The 17,264-nt window shown below is 72.2% G+C and carries 16 protein-coding genes and 1 pseudogene; 4 read left to right on the top strand and 13 right to left on the bottom strand.

What is annotated here, in order from left to right; genetic code table 11:
• Positions 1-165: 165 nt before the first annotated feature.
• A complete protein-coding gene (locus RM590_RS26765) occupies positions 166-288 on the bottom strand; it encodes a hypothetical protein (protein WP_394813981.1) in 123 nt (40 codons plus the stop codon).
• A 374-nt stretch (positions 289-662) separates the two neighbouring features.
• On the opposite strand from RM590_RS26765, the pseudogene RM590_RS26770 reads away from it, so the two are divergent.
• A pseudogene (locus tag RM590_RS26770) lies at positions 663-883 on the top strand (glutamine-hydrolyzing GMP synthase); the annotation flags it as partial.
• A gap of 37 nt (positions 884-920) precedes the next feature.
• Here RM590_RS26770 and RM590_RS26775 read toward each other — a convergent pair.
• From RM590_RS26775 to RM590_RS26800, 6 genes are all read right to left on the bottom strand, one after another.
• Positions 921-1,958 carry a hypothetical protein gene (locus RM590_RS26775; RefSeq protein ID WP_311707282.1) on the bottom strand — a complete coding sequence of 346 codons (1,038 nt, stop codon included), beginning with the start codon at positions 1,956-1,958 and terminating at the stop codon, positions 921-923.
• A complete protein-coding gene (locus RM590_RS26780) occupies positions 1,955-2,629 on the bottom strand; it encodes a hypothetical protein (protein ID WP_311707283.1) in 675 nt (224 codons plus the stop codon). Before RM590_RS26780 ends, RM590_RS26775 begins: the two co-directional genes overlap by 4 nt.
• Before the next feature lie 135 nt (positions 2,630-2,764).
• A complete protein-coding gene (locus RM590_RS26785) occupies positions 2,765-3,268 on the bottom strand; it encodes a DinB family protein (protein WP_311707284.1) in 504 nt (167 codons plus the stop codon).
• A 10-nt stretch (positions 3,269-3,278) separates the two neighbouring features.
• The gene (locus RM590_RS26790; RefSeq protein ID WP_311707285.1) at positions 3,279-4,223 is read right to left on the bottom strand and encodes a BUD32 family EKC/KEOPS complex subunit; all 945 of its coding nucleotides are present in this window, start codon (positions 4,221-4,223) and stop codon (positions 3,279-3,281) included.
• Positions 4,220-4,912: a response regulator transcription factor gene (locus RM590_RS26795; protein WP_311707286.1), complete on the bottom strand. Its 693-nt coding sequence runs from the start codon at positions 4,910-4,912 to the stop codon at positions 4,220-4,222. The genes RM590_RS26790 and RM590_RS26795 overlap by 4 nt, the downstream gene beginning before the upstream one ends.
• Complete coding sequence (locus RM590_RS26800; protein WP_311707287.1) at positions 4,909-6,174, bottom strand: ATP-binding protein; 1,266 nt, start codon at positions 6,172-6,174, stop codon at positions 4,909-4,911. Before RM590_RS26800 ends, RM590_RS26795 begins: the two co-directional genes overlap by 4 nt.
• A gap of 122 nt (positions 6,175-6,296) precedes the next feature.
• Here RM590_RS26800 and RM590_RS26805 point away from each other — a divergent pair, with 122 nt between their 5' ends.
• Positions 6,297-7,643 (top strand): PspC domain-containing protein, encoded by a 1,347-nt coding sequence (locus tag RM590_RS26805; RefSeq protein WP_311707288.1) that lies wholly within the window; start codon positions 6,297-6,299, stop codon positions 7,641-7,643.
• On the top strand, positions 7,640-7,972 hold the full coding sequence (locus tag RM590_RS26810) for a hypothetical protein (RefSeq protein ID WP_311707289.1): 333 nt from the start codon (positions 7,640-7,642) through the stop codon (positions 7,970-7,972). The genes RM590_RS26805 and RM590_RS26810 overlap by 4 nt, the downstream gene beginning before the upstream one ends.
• On the opposite strand, the gene RM590_RS26815 is transcribed toward RM590_RS26810, so the two are convergent.
• The 4 genes from RM590_RS26815 to RM590_RS26830 all read right to left on the bottom strand — a co-directional run bounded on the left by RM590_RS26815 (position 7,868) and on the right by RM590_RS26830 (position 13,415).
• Positions 7,868-8,422: a DoxX family protein gene (locus RM590_RS26815; protein WP_311707290.1), complete on the bottom strand. Its 555-nt coding sequence runs from the start codon at positions 8,420-8,422 to the stop codon at positions 7,868-7,870. The genes RM590_RS26810 and RM590_RS26815 overlap by 105 nt on opposite strands.
• Before the next feature lie 209 nt (positions 8,423-8,631).
• Entirely contained in the window at positions 8,632-9,630 is a 999-nt protein-coding gene (locus RM590_RS26820) for a C40 family peptidase (protein ID WP_311707291.1), read from the bottom strand.
• Positions 9,631-9,837: 207 nt separating this feature from the next.
• On the bottom strand, positions 9,838-10,665 hold the full coding sequence (locus tag RM590_RS26825) for a DsbA family protein (RefSeq protein ID WP_311707292.1): 828 nt from the start codon (positions 10,663-10,665) through the stop codon (positions 9,838-9,840).
• A 170-nt stretch (positions 10,666-10,835) separates the two neighbouring features.
• On the bottom strand, positions 10,836-13,415 hold the full coding sequence (locus tag RM590_RS26830; protein ID WP_311707300.1) for a glycoside hydrolase family 9 protein: 2,580 nt from the start codon (positions 13,413-13,415) through the stop codon (positions 10,836-10,838).
• Between the two features lie 203 nt (positions 13,416-13,618).
• Here RM590_RS26830 and RM590_RS26835 point away from each other — a divergent pair, with 203 nt between their 5' ends.
• Positions 13,619-13,969, top strand: coding sequence for a hypothetical protein (locus RM590_RS26835; protein ID WP_311707293.1), 351 nt, complete (start codon positions 13,619-13,621; stop codon positions 13,967-13,969).
• A 39-nt stretch (positions 13,970-14,008) separates the two neighbouring features.
• On the opposite strand, the gene RM590_RS26840 is transcribed toward RM590_RS26835, so the two are convergent.
• Positions 14,009-14,884 (bottom strand): alpha/beta fold hydrolase, encoded by an 876-nt coding sequence (locus RM590_RS26840; RefSeq protein ID WP_311707294.1) that lies wholly within the window; start codon positions 14,882-14,884, stop codon positions 14,009-14,011.
• A gap of 168 nt (positions 14,885-15,052) precedes the next feature.
• Positions 15,053-16,831, bottom strand: a complete 1,779-nt coding sequence (argS, locus tag RM590_RS26845) for an arginine--tRNA ligase (RefSeq protein ID WP_311707301.1) — start codon at positions 16,829-16,831, stop codon at positions 15,053-15,055.
• Positions 16,832-17,264 lie beyond the last annotated feature (433 nt).

The raw sequence follows: 17,264 nt of genomic DNA on the forward strand, positions 1-17,264 counted from the left end.
GGTACGAGAGGTTGGTCTTCGACTCGCGCGGCACACGGACATCGCCTGGATGAATGAGTCCGCCCCAGCGAGGTTGACGGTGTGCAACCGCCCCTGGGCGCGTCGCTGAGCGCGGTCACCGGCTGTCTCCTCTTGGTGTGGGGGCGGGATCTGTGGGGGGACGTTTCAGCCCTTGACGGCGCCGATGAGCATGCCCTTCGTGAAGTGCCGCCGGACGAAGGGGGGGAGGACGGCGACGCGCAGCAGCGCGAGGATCACCACGGCGGTCTGTACGGCGAGGCTGGGCACTTGGCCGCTGGCGGCGTACCACGAACTGGTGGAGCACGTCCTGCGGCGGCAGCCTCTCCAACTTCTCCGGCTCAGCCCGGAGCGTGGGTTCGGCATGACGTCAGCGACCCTCCTCAGCTCATAGGTAAGACGAATGATCGAAGCGCTTCGACGCGGTTGAGGCTAGGAGCCCTCAGCGGAGCGCACAAGCCTTGCGGCAGAAGTTCGAGGGGAATTGGCATCGTTGCCGAGGGGTTTCAGCGGGCGCACCAAGCCGTTGTCGCGCGATCTCTTGACAGAATCAGGGCCCTGACTGAACATCGAAGCGCTTCGATGATGTCGGCGTCGGCACCGCCGTCCGGCGCGACGGACTGCCCGTCGGCAAGGCCATCGGCGTGGCGTTCCTGGTGCAGGGCACGCTCTGTCCGGACGTGGTGGAGTCCGGCGGCGGCACCGGCACGGCGAACATCAAGTCCCACCACAACGTGGGCGGGCTGTGGGAGGCGTCCGCGAGCAGCTGACGGCCGCGGGCCTGGACCGCGAGATCTGGCAGCGCCCGGTGGTGCTGCTGGCCGACGTCCGCAGCGTCGGCGTCCAGGGCGACGGCCACCCGGTCGAATGGGGGTGACGGCCACCACCGCGGCGCCCGGCGCTCAGCGGACGATGGCCTGGATCTCCTGGACCTCGACGTCATAGGTCGTCTCGAAGACGGCGTCCGGGAGCACGTCGCCCGAGCCGTCGGAGCCCTCCCAGCCGATCTCCCACGTGATGCTCGCGGTGAGCGGATAGGTCTCGCCGGCGGGGGTGGCGCGCAGGTACGTCACCCCGCACGGCGGGTCGTCCTCGGCACGGGAGGGATCGAACGGACTGCCAACGGCCCCGTCCGCACCGATCGCGCACTCCCCGGACGCGGGATGCGACACGGCGTCCCCGGTCCCGGGATCGAGCCTGAGCGAAACGGGGCGCGCGGTGGTGGTGGCCCAGATGCCCCAGCTCTCGAGTCTGGCGGTCACGGAGACGGGGGCGAAGTCACCGCCGTCCGACCAGGCCCAGGTGGCGAGGTTCACCACCTGACCGTCGAGATCGGCCGGACTCAGCTCGACGGAGGTGCCGGGGACGCGGAGGCGTTCGTAGGCGAGCTCCGCCAGGACTTCCGGACTGAGGGCGTTCTCGACATCGGGGACGTCACCGGTCTCGACCCAGAAGGGGATCTCGCTGCACGACAGGCGTTCCATGATGTCCGGGTGGTTCTCGTTCTCGACGGGGCCCCACCACATGCCGTTTCCCGCTTCCTCCTCGTTGAAGCCGGTGTACGGATTGCCCTCGTCGTAGTGGTCCCACATCCAGCCGAGCGCCGACTGGCCGTGCCCGGCGGGCTGGCTCGCCGGGTCCCAGAACTCCTCGGCGTGGGCGCGTAATTGCTCCGGAGTCCAGGTGGGGGCGTACCAGCAGGGTGGTGGCGACCAGGAGGTCGAAGTACTGGTGAGCGGCCCGGCGGAATCGCCCCGGCCGTTGGCGCTCTCGTCGAATACGACGGCTTCCGCGTGGATGGTCTGCCCGTCGCGTCCGCCGGCCGGTCCTTCCTGGTCGCCCTCGCCGCGGTCAACGGGGCCGGCGGCGGCCTGCCCCGGCAGGAGAAGGACCAGCGCCAGACCGGCGACGGCGCCCACCGAGAGGGGCAGACGCCTCACTCGCGGCACTGCGCCGCCTCCTCCTCGACCTCAACACCTTGCGCCTGCCAGAACCCCTCGACGCCCGGAGCCGGTGCCATGACGATCGTGTAGTGGTAGAGGTGCTCGTCTCCCTCGTACTCCGTGGGCGGCAGCGCCTCGCCGGTCTCCGCGTCCTTGCCCAGCATCTGCGACTCGTCGTGACAGAACTCGACGCCGATGGTGTCACCGCTCTCGGGCCGCCGGATCTCGGGCGCGTAGAAACGGTCGGTGCCGTGCATCGTCCAGCCACCGTCGACCCACAGACCGATCTGGGTCCGCGCGTAGTCGCGCGCCGCGCCGGTCGAGTAGCCCTGGTAAATCGGGTGATCGGGGTCCTGCTCGACGACGCCCAGGGCGATGCTGCGGATGTAGTTGGCCGCGTCGCTCAGTGCCGTCGCCTCGTCCGGGTCCGCGGGGGTCTCCCAGTCGAAGACCAGCTCCACGTCCTCCGGCAGGTTGATCTCCGGACGGCCGTCGTCGGCCGGCCGGGTTTCCTCCCCGGTGGGTTCCTCCGCGTCCTCGGACGGGGACTCCTCGGCGCTCTCCTCCACACCCGCGATGGGATCGTCGCCGTCGTCGGAGCCACCGCAGGCGGTGAGGAGAAGGAGAGCGGCGACCGCCGTGGCCGTGCTGATCTGACGAGCTGGCATGGCAATGACCCCCGGTACTGGCACGGTTACTGACCTTCCGTCGGAAACCCTAGCCGGTCGCCGGACAGTCGCCCAGGAGAGGGATCCAGTCGCCGCGGGCCGTCGGGAGCGGCAGTGCGGGGCGAGGTTGGGGCCCTACCGGCCCGTCGTGCCGTCGATCTGTTCGCGGAGGATGTCCGCGTGGCCGGCGTGGCGGGCCGTTTCTTCGATCATGTGGGTCAGGATCCAGCGCATCGTCGGCGGTGGTGTCTCCCGCAACGAGCGCGCTCCGGGGCGGTTCAGGTCGTCGCATGCCCGGGCGATCTCGTTGGAGCGGGCGATCGCTTCGCGGTAGGCCGTGAGGAGCGTGGCCGCCGTCTCGTCGGGGGGCACGTCCGACTCGTCATCCGCCAGGGGGACTTCGGCGCCGGTGTAGGACCAGGTGAACCAGTTGAACTCGACCGCCGTCAGGTGTTTGACCAGGCGGAGCAGGCTCGTGCCGGACGGCACCCCGGGGGTGCGGGCCGTCTGCTCCGGCAGGCCGGCCGCCTTGGCGGCGACCGCTTCGCGGAGGTAGTCGAGGAACGCCAGCAGCGTCGTCTTCTCGTCGGCGTTGATGCTCGGCGGGCGCAGGTCGCCCCGTGGTGCGGTGTCCGTCATCCTCGGGACGTCAGACGCTCAACGGGTGCCGTTCCAGGGCTTTCTCGATCTCCTCGGCCGGGAACGGCGTCCGCTTGCTCTCGTCGAGCAGCCGGCGGTGGAAGGTGCCGAGGATCGTGGTCGGGTGGTCCGGGCCGGGGGTGTGCGGCAGGTGGTGGCGCCGCAGGTGGTTGACCACGTAGCAGGGGTCGTAGACGCGGTGCCGCGCGTGGAACGCGGCCTCGGCGGGGGACAGGTCGAACGCGGAGCTGAGCGCGAGGCCGAAGTCGCTGAAGTAGAGCCGGCGGCCGTCCGTGAGGACGTTGCGGAAGTGCGCGTCGAAGTGGACAAGACCCCGGGAGTTCATGAACGCGGTGCCGCGCAGCAGGGACTCACCCACCCAGGAGGACGCGGCGCCGGGGTGGTCGGCCAGCCAGTCGGCGAGCGTCCACGGCACGTGTTCCAGGAAGAGCACCAGGCTGAACGACGCCCGGGCGATGGCCTCCAGCCGCGTCCGCACGGCGGGCGAGCCCTCCCAGTGGGCCACCGCCCCGTCGATGCCCCCGAACACGTCGGTGAACCCTGCCGGCGGCGAGTCGGGCAGGATCCGCCAGTGGTACAGCAGCGGGAAGTCCGCGCAGGCGCCGGTGAGCACCCAGTGGGTGGCCATGGTGTGCGCGGCCAGCTCGCGCCAGGCGCCGAATCCGGACGAGCCGATGCCGTACTGGTAGAACAGCGGCAGCCCGAAGAGGTTCGCCGTCGACCGGGCGTGCTCCGGGCGCAGTTCGAGGTCGGTCAGCGGCACCCGTTTGGCGAAGACCGGTGTGCCCGCGATCTCCAGCTCCGCCGCCCGGCCGCCGATTCCGGACCCGAGGGCGGTCGCCGACGCCACGGCGTCCGCGAGCCGGCGGTCGCTCAGCAGCGACAGTTCGGTGGCGACCGCGCCGAAGGCGGCCCGCCGGGGGCGCCGCGTCACACCAGCCGGCGGGCCGTCGCCCAGCGGGTGAGCTCGTGGCGGTTGGAGAGCTGGAGCTTGCGCAGCACCGCGGAGACGTGGCTCTCGACCGTCTTCACCGAGATGAACAGCTCCTTGCCCACCTCCTTGTACGCGTAGCCGCGCGCGATCAGGCGCAGGACCTCGCGTTCGCGCTGGGTCAGGCGGTCCAGGTCCTCGTCCACCGGGGCCGCCTCCGAGGAGGCGAACGCGTCCAGCACGAAGCCCGCCAGCCGCGGCGAGAACACCGCGTCGCCGTCCGCCACCCGGAAGATCGCGTCCACCAGGTCGGCACCCGTGATCGTCTTGGTGACATAGCCGCGCGCGCCGCCGCGGATCACGCCGATGACGTCCTCGGCGGCGTCCGAGACGGACAGCGCCAGGAAACGCACCGGGTCCTCGGCGGCCGACATCAGGTCCGCGCTGCGGCGCAGCACCTCCACGCCGCCGCCGCCCGGCAGGTGCACGTCGAGGAGCACCACGTCGGGGCGGGCCGCCTTGATCACGCTCACCGCCTGGTCCACGTCGCCGGCCTCGCCGACCACCTCGACGCCCGTCTCCTCGGTGCGGCCGATCTCCGCCTGCACGCCGGCGCGGAACATGCGGTGGTCGTCGACGAGGACCACGCGCGCCCGCCGCGTTCCGGGTGTCCCGTGGGGTGTCCCGTTCATTCCGATCGCTCCATCGTCAGCTCCACCTCTGTGCCCTCGCCCGGCGTGGACTTCACCCGCGCGGTGCCGCCGTTGCGCTGCATCCGGCCGATGATGGACTCGCGCACGCCCATCCGGTCCCCCGGCACCGAGTCCGGGTCGAAGCCCGGGCCGCGGTCGCGCACCGACACAAAGACAGTACGCCCCTCGACCTCCGCGAAGACCCGCACGGGGCCGCCCTCGCCACCGTACTTGGCGGCGTTGACCATCGCCTCGCGCGCGGCCTGCAACTGGGCGACCAGCGCGTCGTCCACCGGGCAGTCCCCGACGCAGACGACCTCGATGGGCACCCCGTGGTGGTCCTCCACCTCCGCGACCGTGGCGCGCACGGCGGCGGCGAACGTCCGCGGCTCGTCGTCCTCCTCGGCCGCCTTGGGCGACTCGGCGGACTTGTACAGCCAGGCCCGCAGGTCCCGCTCCTGGGCCCGGGCCAGCCTGGCCACCTCGCGCGGCCTCTCCGCGTTGCGCTGGATCAGCGTCAGCGTGTGCAGCACCGAGTCGTGGATGTGCGCGGCCACCTCGGCCCGTTCCTGGGCGCGGATGCGCATCGTCCGCTCCTCGGAGAGGTCCTGCACCATGCGGACAAGATACGGCCCGACCAGCAGCGCGACGCCGACGAGCAGCGCCACCGACGCCTGGAAGACCAGGCTCAGATCCTCCGTGGACTCCGACGCGCTGCGCCCGACCACGAAGCTGCCCACGCCCAGGCACACCAGCACGGCGCCCGCCGCGCTGCGCAGCAGCGGCAGCCAGCGGCTGCGGCGGGTGGCCGCGGCCCAGTGCGCGCGGCGGGAGTTGTCCGCCTGCCGCCAGACGGTGGCCGCGCCGACGCCGATGATCAGCAGCGGCCACAGATAGCCGTCCTGGATGGGGAACTGGACGTTCGCCGCCAGCACGCCCAGCGTGGCGGCCAGCACGACGAACGCGACCAACTGGCCCTTGTCCGGCCGGCGCAGCAGCCGCCGGGGGACCGGCGCCGGCTGCGCGGTGGGCCCCGGCGCGCCCAGCGGCACGACGAACCAGAACAGCCCGTACAGCAGCACGCCCAGACCGTTGGCCAGCATCAGCGCGAAGAACAGGATCCGCACCCAGGAGACCGGCAGCGCCAGATGCCCGGCCAGGCCCTGTGCTACGCCGCCGAGCCAGCGTCCCTCGGCGCTGCGGTAGAGCTTGCGCACCGGTGCCTCGTCCAGGGCGGCGCCGGTGGGGGTGGCGGTCGTCATGTCCCCGATCGTCACACGGATGGTGGCGTCCGGACATCAGGGGTGCCCCCAGGATCGCGTCAGGGAACGATCCGGGGCGCCCCCGGATACGGCCGGCGCGCCGCTGCGTCACCATGGTGGGCATGACCGACGACCTGACGACGGAGCCGGCGGCCGACGCGCCGGGGGGGCTCCGGCTGACGCGCAGCCGCCGCCACAAGGTGATCGGCGGCGTGTGCGGCGGCGTCGGTCGGTACTACAACCTCGACCCGGTGATCTTCCGGGTGCCGCTGGCGGTGCTCTCGGTGATCGGCGGCCTGGGCTTCGTCGCCTACGGCATCGCCTGGCTGCTGATCCCGTTCGAGCGCGAGGAGGAGAACGAGGGCCGCCGGATGCTGTCCGGGCGCGTGGAGGGGCCGGGCCTGACGGCGCTGCTGTTCATCGTCGCGGGCTTCGGGCTGCTGCTGGCGTCGCTGGGCGACCGGGGCGAGGCCACCTGGTTCTCGATCATGGTCTTCGGGGCGCTGGCCGGCGCGGCCTACTGGTCGCGGCGGCGGACCGAGACCCAGGTCGCGGGCGCCGGGGGCGCGCCGGTGGACGCGGCGACCGCGCAGGTCGTCGCCGAGGCGCCGCCGGAGGCGCAGCCGCCGCCCGCGCCGGTCGGCCCGGCCTGGTGGCGCGTGGCGCCGGGCTCGGCGGCGGAGCGCGCGGCGGGCGGTTATCTGTGGGGCCCGGCGGACGCCCGGCCGGGCGACTACGCGCCCGGCCCGGCCGTTCCCCCCGGCGTCTGGACGCCGCGCGAGGCCCGGCCCGTGCCGCGGCCCCCGGCGCAGCCGCCGGAGCCGCGCGAGTTCCGGCTGGGCGCGCTGCTGCTCCTGCTGGCGATGTGCGCCTGCGTGATCGGCACGGCCGTGTCCTGGGAGCGCGAGCCGCTGGGCGACAGCCTGGTCGTCGGACTGGCCGCGGCGCTCGGGGTGTTCGGCGTGGGCCTGGTGTTCAGCGCGTTCGCCGGCAAGCTGGGCGGCGGCACGGTCGTCGCGGTGATCCTCACCGGCGGGCTGCTGGCGGGCGCGTCCACCCTGCCGGACAACATCACGACGAGCTGGACCTCCACCGAGTGGCGGCCGGACGAGGTGTCGGCCGTGCGCGACGCGTACGAGCTGGGCACCGGCGACGCCGTGCTGGACCTGACCGCGCTGCAACTGGCCGAGGGGCAGCGGCTGTCCACCTCCGTGGAGGCCGGGGCCGGCCAGATCCGGGTCGAGGTGCCGCTCGGCGCGGACGTCGAGGTCACCACGGAGATCGGCATGGGCGCGTTCTCCTACGAGACGGACGAGGCCGCCGGCGCCCGCGGCCTGGAGGACTCCTGGGGCGGGCTCGGCCGGGACGACACGACGCAGTATCCGGCCCAGCCGGACGCGGAGCCGGCCGGGACCATCGAGCTGCGGCTGGAGATGGGCATCGGCCATGTGGTGGTGGAGCGGGGATGAGCGCGAAGAACGCGCCGCTGCGGCGGCACCGGTTCGAACCGGCCCGGCTGGTGCTCGGCCTGGCCCTGATCGGCATCGCGGTGGCACACCTGGTGCGGGCCACCGGCGGCGGCGAGGTGCCGCTGCCGGTGCGGCTGGCGCTGCTGCCCGCCGCGCTGCTGGCCGCGGCGACGGTGGCGGTGGCCACGTTCGTGGTGCGGCGCGCCCGCGGGAAGAAGCCCGCGTCAGGCGAACAATCGGCCGCTCCGCTGGGCCCGGCGGGCCGTGAGCACGCGGCCCAGGGAGAACGGGCCGCCGCCGGCCAGCGCCAGGGTGGCGAAGCCCAGTAGGTAGGGCAGGTCCTGGCCGAGGTAGTAGGGCTCGGCCGGCCAGCTCACGGTGAGCCAGAACGACAGCGACAGCAGCGCGCCGCCCGCCGCCGCCAGCCGTGTCACCACGCCGAGCAGCACGCCCGCGCCGACCGCCAGTTCGGCCACGGCGATCCCGCCTGTGAACAGGGCCGGGTGGTCCAGGGCGAGGCCGGCCAGCCAGCCCGCCGCCGCCTCGTCGCGGGTGGCGGTGAGCATCCCTTCCATCGCGTCGGTGCTCATCGCGGCGCTGAACGGGCCGGCGTCGGTGAACTTGTCGATGCCGGCGTACAGGAAGGTCAGGCCGAGGAAGAGCCGCAGTGGGAGCGTCGCGTAGCGGGCCATGGCCTCCCGGGCGCCGCCGCCGGGGCCGCCGGTGCCGGGCAGGGCGCCGCGGGCGGCGGGACCGCCCAGTCGTTCCGTCAAGGACATGGGGAAGTCCGACCTTTCGTCATCGGGTGGGGGACCGGTGGGTCGGTGGGTCGGCCAGTCTGCCACGGCCGTGCCCCGGCGGGCGGTAGCCGGGCCGGGGGTGGCGGACTCGCGTCAACTCCCGTCCGGGACTTCCCCGTTCGGCTGACGATCGGTGAGGGGTGCGGAACGGCGGCCGGGCGGGCCCCCGCGCGGCGGGTCAGGCGCGTTCAGGCCGGGCGGGCCGCTGCCGCGAACGGCATCGAGTCGACCGGCGCCAGTTGCACCGGGGTGCCCGGGCGGGAGGCGTGGATGATCTGGCCGTCGCCGACGTAGATGCCCACGTGGCTGATCCCGGAGTAGTAGAACACCAGGTCACCCGGGGCGAGTTGGGCACGGGAGATCCGGGTGCCCGCGTCGACCTGGCGGTAGCTGGTGCGCGGCAGGGCGACCCCGCCGGCGCGCCACGCGGCCTGGGTGAGGCCGGAGCAGTCGTAGGCGGCGGGCCCGGTCGCGCCCCAGCCGTACGGCTTGCCCAACTGGGCGTAGGCGAACGCGACGGCCGCCGCGGCGCGTTCGCTCAGGGCGGCGACCGGCGGGGCCGCGTCGGCCGGGACGGTCTCCGTGCCCGACACGCCCAGCAGCCGCTCCCGCTCCTCGGCGGTGCGCTCGGCCAGCAGTTGCTCGGCCTCCGCCAGCCGGTCGGCCATCAGCTCCCGCTGCTCGCGGGCGCGCTCCCGGGCGTCGGTCAGCTCCTCGGACCGCTCGGCCGCCTCGGCGTGCAACTGGTCCAGCTCGCGCAGCCCGTTCTCGATCCCGGCGACCGTGCGCGCCGAGTGGTCGCCGCTGCGGTCGAGCACCGCGGCGCGGCTGAGGAAGTCGTCGGGCTCGGTGGACAGGGCGAGCTGGAGGGAGGCGGGCAGCCCGCCGTTGCGGTACTCGGCGCCCGCGTGCGAACCGAGCTGGTCGCGGGCCTCGTTCAGCTCGGCCGTGCGGCGGGCGGCCCGGTCGGCGAGCCGGTCGATCTCCGCCTCGGCCCGCCGGACGGCCTCGGTGGCGTCGTTGTACTCCTCGGTGGCCTCCTCGGCCTCCCGGTGCAGCGCGTCCACGCGCTCCTCGACCTCGGCGAGCGAGGGCTCGGGGTCGGCCAGGGCGGAGCCGTCGAACGCGGCGGCCGACGCGGCGCCGGCCAGCGTGAGGGTGGCGGCGGCGCGCAGGGCGGCAGGCATGGGTTTTCGGAGGGTCCGCCGGTGCCATGGGCGCCGCTTGTGCCGCTGCTTGCGATGCTGAGCCATGGACGTGGACGGTAGACCTGGCGCGGGGCGGCTCCTGGCCGTCCGACCGGGATTGGTGCCAATCCCATGGATACTGTCGGGAGTTGATCGAGCGAGCTCGGTAACCCTGGCGCTGTGTGATCAATCCTGCGAGATCTGTGACTACTGCTCGGCCTCGGACAACTGGTCGATCAGCTCCCGGAACTCGTCCATGGGCCGCGCGCCCTGAAGCGCCTGCCCGTTGATCAGGAACGAGGGGGTGCTCGTCACGCCCAGGTCGAACGCCTCCTCGGCGTCCCGGCCCACCGCCTCGCCCGCCTCCTCGGAGTCCATGTCCGCGGCGAACCGGTCCAGGTCGGCGACCCCCGCCTGCCGCGCCAGCTCGCGCACGCCGTCCTCGTCGAACCGGCCGCTGTTCTGGTGGAACTCCTCGGCCAGCGCCGCCTCGTAGAACTCCCAGAACCGGCCCTGTCGGCCCGCGGCCCAGGCGGCGCGCGCCGCCGCGTCGGACTCCGGGCCGTAGATGGGGTAGTTGCGGAACTCGATGCGCAGCACGCCCGCGTCCACGTACTCCGACACCAGTTGGTCGTGGGTGTCGCGGGCGTGGATGCCGCTGAACGCGTCCTGGAAGTCCACGTACTCGATCATGACGACCGGGGCGTCGGTCTCACCGAGGGCCAGCGGGTCGCCGGCGTCGCGGCGGGCCAGCTCCAGCGCCGGGTGGTCCTCGGGCAGCGGCTCGACGCCCTCCTCGCCCGAGGCGCCCGAGCCCCCGGAGTCCGCCGAGCCGCCGGAGTCCGGGGACAGCGCGGAGAGCGCGGCGACGGTGAGCACGCACACCAGGGCCGCGGCCAGCAGGGCCGCGGCCAGCCGGCGCGGGCCGCCGCCCCGCCGGGCGACGGCGGGCCGGGGCGGGCCGGGCGGCCGGGCGCCGCCCCGGCCGCTGGGCTTCTTGCCGTTCTTGGGCTTCCTGGTGCGTGCGACGGGCATGCCGCCAAGGGTAGGCGGTGCCCGGACGGTGCGAGCGGCGGTGCGGGTGGCGGTGCGGGTGGCGGTGCGAGCGGCCCGACAAAAAGGCCGGGCCTGCCGGCGCTGAGGCCGGCAGGCCCGGGGCCGCCCCGCCTGAAGGGCGGGTGGCGGGACGGCGGTGTGGGGGGTGGCTAACCGGTCGTGCAGGCGCCCCCGTTGAGCGAGAAGGACTGCGGATCGGCGACGGCGCCCGAGGCGGTGCCCTGGAAGCCGAAGTTCACCGAACCGCCGGGCTGAACCGTGCCGTTCCAGGCGGCCGGGCGGGCCACCACGTCCCGGCCGGTCTGGGTGACCGACGCGTTCCAGGCGTTCGTGATCCGCTGGTTGTCGGCGAACGTCCAGGTCAGCTCCCAGGGGCTGATCGGCGTGGTCCCGGTGTTCTTGATGGTCACCGACGAGGTGAAGCCGCTGTTCCACCGGTACGAGTTGTAGGACACCTCACACGTCGCGGGCTCCTCGCCCGTGTCGCCCTCGCCGGCGCCCAGGTCGTCGGCGTAGGAGGCGAGCCAGGCCAGCGGGGCGTTCCAGTTGATCGTGACCTCGTTGGTCGCGTAGGACTCGATGTGGTCGATGTAGCACATCGCCGGGGCGCAGCCCTGGAGCATGTCCTCCGCGATCGGGTCCTGGAGCGCGCTGTTCGGGCCGCCCGCCACCGAGCCGGCCGGCGGGTTCGGCAGGCTGGCGTTGAGCTGGTTGGCCCAGAAGCGGTGGTGCTGGTTCTCCACGTCGCGCTCGCCGTAGCCGGTGACGTAGGAGAGGTTGAGCGGGTTGCGGCCCAGCAGGTAGTCGAAGCCGCTGAGCACCGCGTCGCGGTACGTGTTGTCCCCGGTCAGGTCGTGGGCGACGGCCAGGACGACCATGTTGTTCATGACCTGGCTGTTGGAGCCCCACACGTAGTTGTCCGCGCCGGCCAGCGGCACGCCGTACGCCGCCGCCTGCGCGTCCGCGGCGAACCCGTCGGCCGCCTCGGCGAGCGTGGCGCGCACCCCGGCCAACTGGTCGGCGGTGAGGCCGTTGTCCACGGTGGCCAGGCTCAGCGCGCCGAGCGCCGCGGTGGAGCCCCAGCCGAACCCGCCGCGCGGGAACGTCGCCTCCGCGTCGCCGTGCACCTCGGAGCCCAGCACGTCCTGCCGGTAGGCGTCCTCGCCGGTCGTGATGAACAGCTCGGACGCGGCCCAGTAGAACTCGTCCGTCACGTTGTTGTCGCTGTAGGCGCCGCCGCCCACGCCGTCGTTCGGGTCGGCGTAGATGGCAGGGTTCGCCTCGGCCGCCGCGTAGGCGGTGACCGCGGCGGTGCGCAGCTCCTCGGCGAACGCGGGGTCGTACTCCTCGAAGAGCCGGGCGCCCTGGGCGGCGGCGGCCGCCAGGTTCAGCGTCGCCGCGGTGGACGGCGGGTGCAGCTCACGCGGCTGCGGGTCCTGGTCGGGGCGCAGCGGCAGGCCGGTCCACTCCCGGTCGTGCAGCTTGTGGTGCGCCATGCCGGCCAGCTCCTCGCCCGCCGGCACCTGCATCGACACCAGGAACTCCAACTGCCAGCGCGCCTCGTCCAGGATGTCCGGCACGCCGTTGCCCTGCTCGGGAACGGCCAGCGCGCCGTCGCCCAGCGGCTCGCCGTCGGCGCCCTCGGTGGTCAGGGTGCGCTCGTAGCTGGAGAGCAACTGGGCAACGGAGATACCGCCGTTGACCACGTACTTGCCGTGGTCGCCCGCGTCGTACCAGCCGCCCGCGGCGTCCAGCGTGTAGTCGCAGGGGTCGGCCGCCCAGCACGTCACGCCGTCGTCGCCCTGGTTGGGCGCCACGTTGACGTGACCGGCGGGGCGCGCGTACTCGGCGCCGACCAGGTCGGCGTCGATCTCGATGCCGCTGCGGTTGTGGTAGAAGTACGCCAGCGCGTCGCTCCGCAGCGAGGAGTACAGGTCGTCGCCGATGGCGAAGGGCTCGCTGGTCTGGCCGTCGATCGTCACCGTGTAGCCGTCGCCGGCCTCGGTCACGTCGCTGAAGTCGAAGCTGTGGACGTTCTGCGCGGAGGTCGGGTCCACGCCCAGCGGGGTGGTGGTGCCCGTGGCGGCCTCGCTGCCGTCGGCGGCGTTCAGCGTCCAGGGCAGGGCGGCGGTGGCCTCGGTGACGAACGTGCCGGTCTTCGGGCCGTTGGTGAGGTAGCCGACCTGGTTGACGCGCACCGGGGAGCCGGTGTCCGGCTCGTAGACGGGCGGCTCGGCGCCGCCGGTCAGCGAGACGTCGTCCAGACAGAAGGTGAACGGATCGGCGCTGCCGCCGATCTGGAACGCGAGCTGCGCGGCGGTGTAGTCGGCGCTCGCGGTGAAGACATGGGTGAACGTCTGGGCCGTCTCGGTGACCGGGTCGAGCGCGGCCAGCTCCTGGGTCCAGGGCTCCTCGGCCAACTGCACGTTGGTGCGGCTCGTGATCGGCACCGAGGACGAGGCGGTGTAGGTGAGCTCGTACGACTCACCCGCGGTCAGCGGAAGGCCATCCTGCCCGACGATGGCATCCCACGGGTTGACGGTGCCGCCCTCAACCTCCGCGCAGAGCCGTCCGTCAACGACCGCGGCGGGAGCGTTGGGCGTCGACCACCAGGGGGCGATCGCCCCGGAGGCGAAGTCGCCGTTGCTGATCAGCTCCGGGCCCTCGGCGGACGCGGTCGAGACGGAGAGCGCGCTGGTGGCCAGCCCGGCGGCGAGGGCTGCGCCCATGAGGCGTCTGCCGCGTTTGCCGCGGCGGGACGCGTGGGGGGTGAGGGAAGGACGGTGGGTCACGGCTCGATCCTTCAGCAGTGCGGACGTGGGCATGGGTGTGGGAGCGCTCCCAGTGAATGGTCATGTCGCTGGCAGGACCGCGTCAAGACCTCAGGAGTACCCGAAATGGCTCAATAAGCCGCACCAGTAAACTCCGCAGCATGGACGTCCTGCTCAACATCGTTCTCGCCCTCCACATCATCGGCATCGCCGCGCTGCTCGGCGGATTCCTCACGCAGCTGCGGGCGTTGGGCGCCGGCGAGGCGCGGATGCTGCCGGGCATGCTGCACGGCGCGCTGACGATGCTGGTGACGGGCGTGGCGCTGGTCGGCCTCAACCAGGCGGACGACCAGGAGGTCAACAACACCAAGATCGCCGTGAAGCTGGCCGTGCTGCTGGCCGTCCTCGTGCTGGTCTACGTCCGGCGCGACGACGAGCGCGTGCCCACGCCGCTCTTCGCGGCGGTGGGGCTGCTCACCACGGCGAACATCTTCATCGCCACGCTCTGGTAGGGCCGTTCCGGTCCCCGCGGGCACCGACTTCTGGCGCACTCAGGCGTTGTCGAGCACGAACGCGCGCATGAGCTCGGCGCACTCGGCCGCGTGCGTCTCCAGCAGGAGATGCCCGCCGTCGTAGATGTGCGCGTCCATGCGCTCAAGGGCGCGGTGGTAGGCGAGGACCTCGTGGACGTCGAAGTAGGCGTCGTGCCGTCCCCACAGCACGAGCGCCGGCGGCTGGTGAGCCCGGTGGTACTCGGCGAGCTCCTCGAAACGGGCGACGTGGTTGGCGTAGTCGGTGAACAGCGCGAACTGCGCGTCGACGTTGCCGGGCCGGCTCATGCGCTCCCAGTCCAGGTGCCAGGACTCCGGGGGGTGCAGCGCGCGCAGGCGCTCGGGCAGCCCGGCGAGGTACTGGTCACGCGTGCCGGCGAAGTTCAGCCAGTCCGGCAGCTCGGCGCGCCTGTCGTCGGTCGGGTCGGCCCAGTACGCCTTGGCGCTCTCCCACTGCTCGCCGAGGCCCTCCTGGTGCGCGTTGCCGCTCTGAACGATGAGCCCGCGGACGCGGTGCGGGGAGCGGGTGGCCAGGTGGTAGCCGACCGGTGCGCCGAAGTCGTGCAGGTAGACGAAGAAGCGCTCGGCCCCGAGCTGGTCGAGCAGGTCCTCGACCGTCCGCGAGAGGTTCGCGAAGGTGTAGTCGTACGTGTCGACGGTGGGCGATGAGGACAGGCCGAAGCCGGGGAGATCGGGGGCGATCACGTGCGCGACGTCGGCCAGCGCGGGCATGACCTCGCGGAAGGTGTGCGAGGAGCTGGGGAATCCGTGCAGCAGCAGTACCGCCGGCCGCCCGGGGCGCCCGGCCTCGCGGTAGAAGACGTTCAGGCCACCCACGTCGGCCTGAAGGTGGCGGACTTTCCGGATCGCGCGCATGGGATTCTCCTCCGTTCGCCGACGCGGGGCCCCGTCGGCCAGGCCGAGTCACCGAACCAACTGTTGAGCAAACGTGGCAGCGCGATCACCCGGACACGCCGACCGGTCTCGTGACGGCGATGGCGCCCGCCCGGACTGTGCCGAAGCGGGCGGGCGCGGGCTGGGTACCTACATGTGTTCGGGGGCGGCGATTCCCAGGAGCTCCAGGCCCTGAGCGAGTGTGCGGCGGGTCAGTTGGCACAAGGTCAGCCGGTTCGCCCGGGTCTCCGCGGAGTCCGCCTTGAGCACGGGGCAGGACTCGTAGAAAGTGGTGTATGCCTTGGCCAGCTCGTACAGGTAGCCGGCGAGACGGTGTGGCTCCAGTGTCGCCGCCACCTTGTTGAGAACGGCCGCGAATTCGTCCAGCGACAGGGCGAGGGCGCGCTCGGCGGGCTCAAGGGCGAGGTGGGGATGGAGCCGGCCCTGGCCGGCCCCGGTCTCTTCGGCTTTGCGCAGGATCGAGGCGATCCGGGTGTGGGTGTACTGGAGGTAAACGCCGGTCTGCCCGTTGAAGCTCACCATGCGGTCGACGTCGAAGGAGTAGTCCTTGACCCGGGATGTGGAGAGTTCCGCGTACTTCACGGCGCCGATGCTGACCAGTTGGGCGATGGCGTCCAGCTCGTCGGGGCCGTGTGCGCTGTCCTTCTCCGCCACGACTTCGCGGGCGCGCCGGAGTGCGTCGTCGAGCAGGTCTGCCAGTCGGACGGTGCCGCCGGCCCTGGTCTTGAAGGGGCGGCCGTCGGGGCCGTTGATGGTGCCGTTCTGGACGTGGATGGCCTCGATGTCGTCGGTGAGCCAGCCGGCGCGCCGGGCGGTTTCGAAGACCATCCTGAAATGGAGTGCCTGGCGGGCGTCGACCAGGTAGAGCAGCCGGGTTCCTTCGTGCTCCTGGATGCTGTAGCGGATGGTGGCCAGATCGGTGGCGGCGTATCCGAAGCCGCCGTCGCTCTTCTGGACCAGCAGGGGAACGCGTTGTCCTTCGGGGCCTCGGATGTCGTCGAAGAAGACGACAAGGGCACCCTCGCTCTCCTCCAGGACGTCCTTGTCCCGCAGTTCGTCGACGACCTCTTGCAGCCAGGGGTTGTAGAAGGACTCGCCTGCCACGTCGTCAAGAGTCAGCAGGACACCGAGCCGTTCGTAGATCTGCTGGAACGCCTGCTCGGATTCCGCGACGATCTCGCGCCAGGCTTCGACGGTCTCCTCATCCCCGGCCTGCAAGGCGACGACCCGACGCTGGGCCCGGGCCTTGAAGTCCGGGTCGGCGTCGAACTCGGCCCTTGCCTCCCGGTACAGGGCGTCCAACGCGGAGACGGCGCCGGCCGTCGTCGACGGGTCAACCTCCTTGTTCCGCCAGGACGCTTCCGGGTGCTCGGAGAGGTACTGGATCAGCATGCCGAACTGGGTGCCCCAATCGCCGACATGGTTTTGCCGTACGACCGTGGCCCCGAGGAATCCAAGGATGCGTGCCAGGGCGTCGCCGATCAGCGTGGACCGCAGGTGTCCGACGTGCATCTCTTTGGCGACGTTGGGCGCGGAGTAGTCGATCACGGCGACCTGCGAAGCCTGCGTCTCGGGCACGCCGAGCCGAGGGTCGTCCAGACGCGAGGCCAGGCGATCGAGGAGTGCGGATTGGGACAGGAAGATGTTCAGGAAACCGGGCCCGGACACCTCGACGGAGGTGACCCATTCGACGCCAGTCAGCCGGTCGCGCAGCTCGGCCGCGAGGTCCCGCGGATTGCGCTTGAGGCGCTTGGCGAGGGAGAGGGCAACGTTGGACTGGAAATCGGCGCGGTCCGAACGTCGCACGAGCGGGTCCTCGGAAGCCAGGTCGGCCGGCAGGGTCTCGGACATCGCTGTCGAGACTGCCGCTTCCACGTCGTCGGCCCAAGACCGCACCCGCTCCGCCATGGTTGCGTACATCCTCCGCAGTTTGAGCCACGTCGTGTGCGTGGGCTCCGCTGAATAATCGACTTGAGGGTGGCGTGCAGTGCGGTCCGGGCGGTTGCCGCCGGCCACGTGCACGGCCACCCTAAGCATGGCAGGAGCACGAGCGCTGCCAGGTCCTCATCGGTCACCGGTCGCCGCGTTACTGGGGGCACACGCACAAGATGTGTAGAAGGACCGTGGGTTCGAAGCCTCGCCGCGTGTTGGTGCTGTTTGCGACGAGGCGGTGGCGTAGGCCGTCAGAAGAGAATCTCCACGGTGGACATGGCAGAGCAATGCTCATGACTTGTGGATCGGCTCCGCGGGGAGCGTGCGAAGGGCGTACCTTCCCGAGTGAGTGATCGTCAAGTCACCGAGTAGGCCCGCGATGCGAACGCGGGTCGGGAAGGCACGCCCG

It is taken from the genome of Streptomyces litchfieldiae (genome assembly GCF_031845365.1).
In the GTDB taxonomy this organism is placed as follows: Bacteria; Actinomycetota; Actinomycetes; order Streptomycetales; family Streptomycetaceae; genus Streptomyces; species Streptomyces litchfieldiae.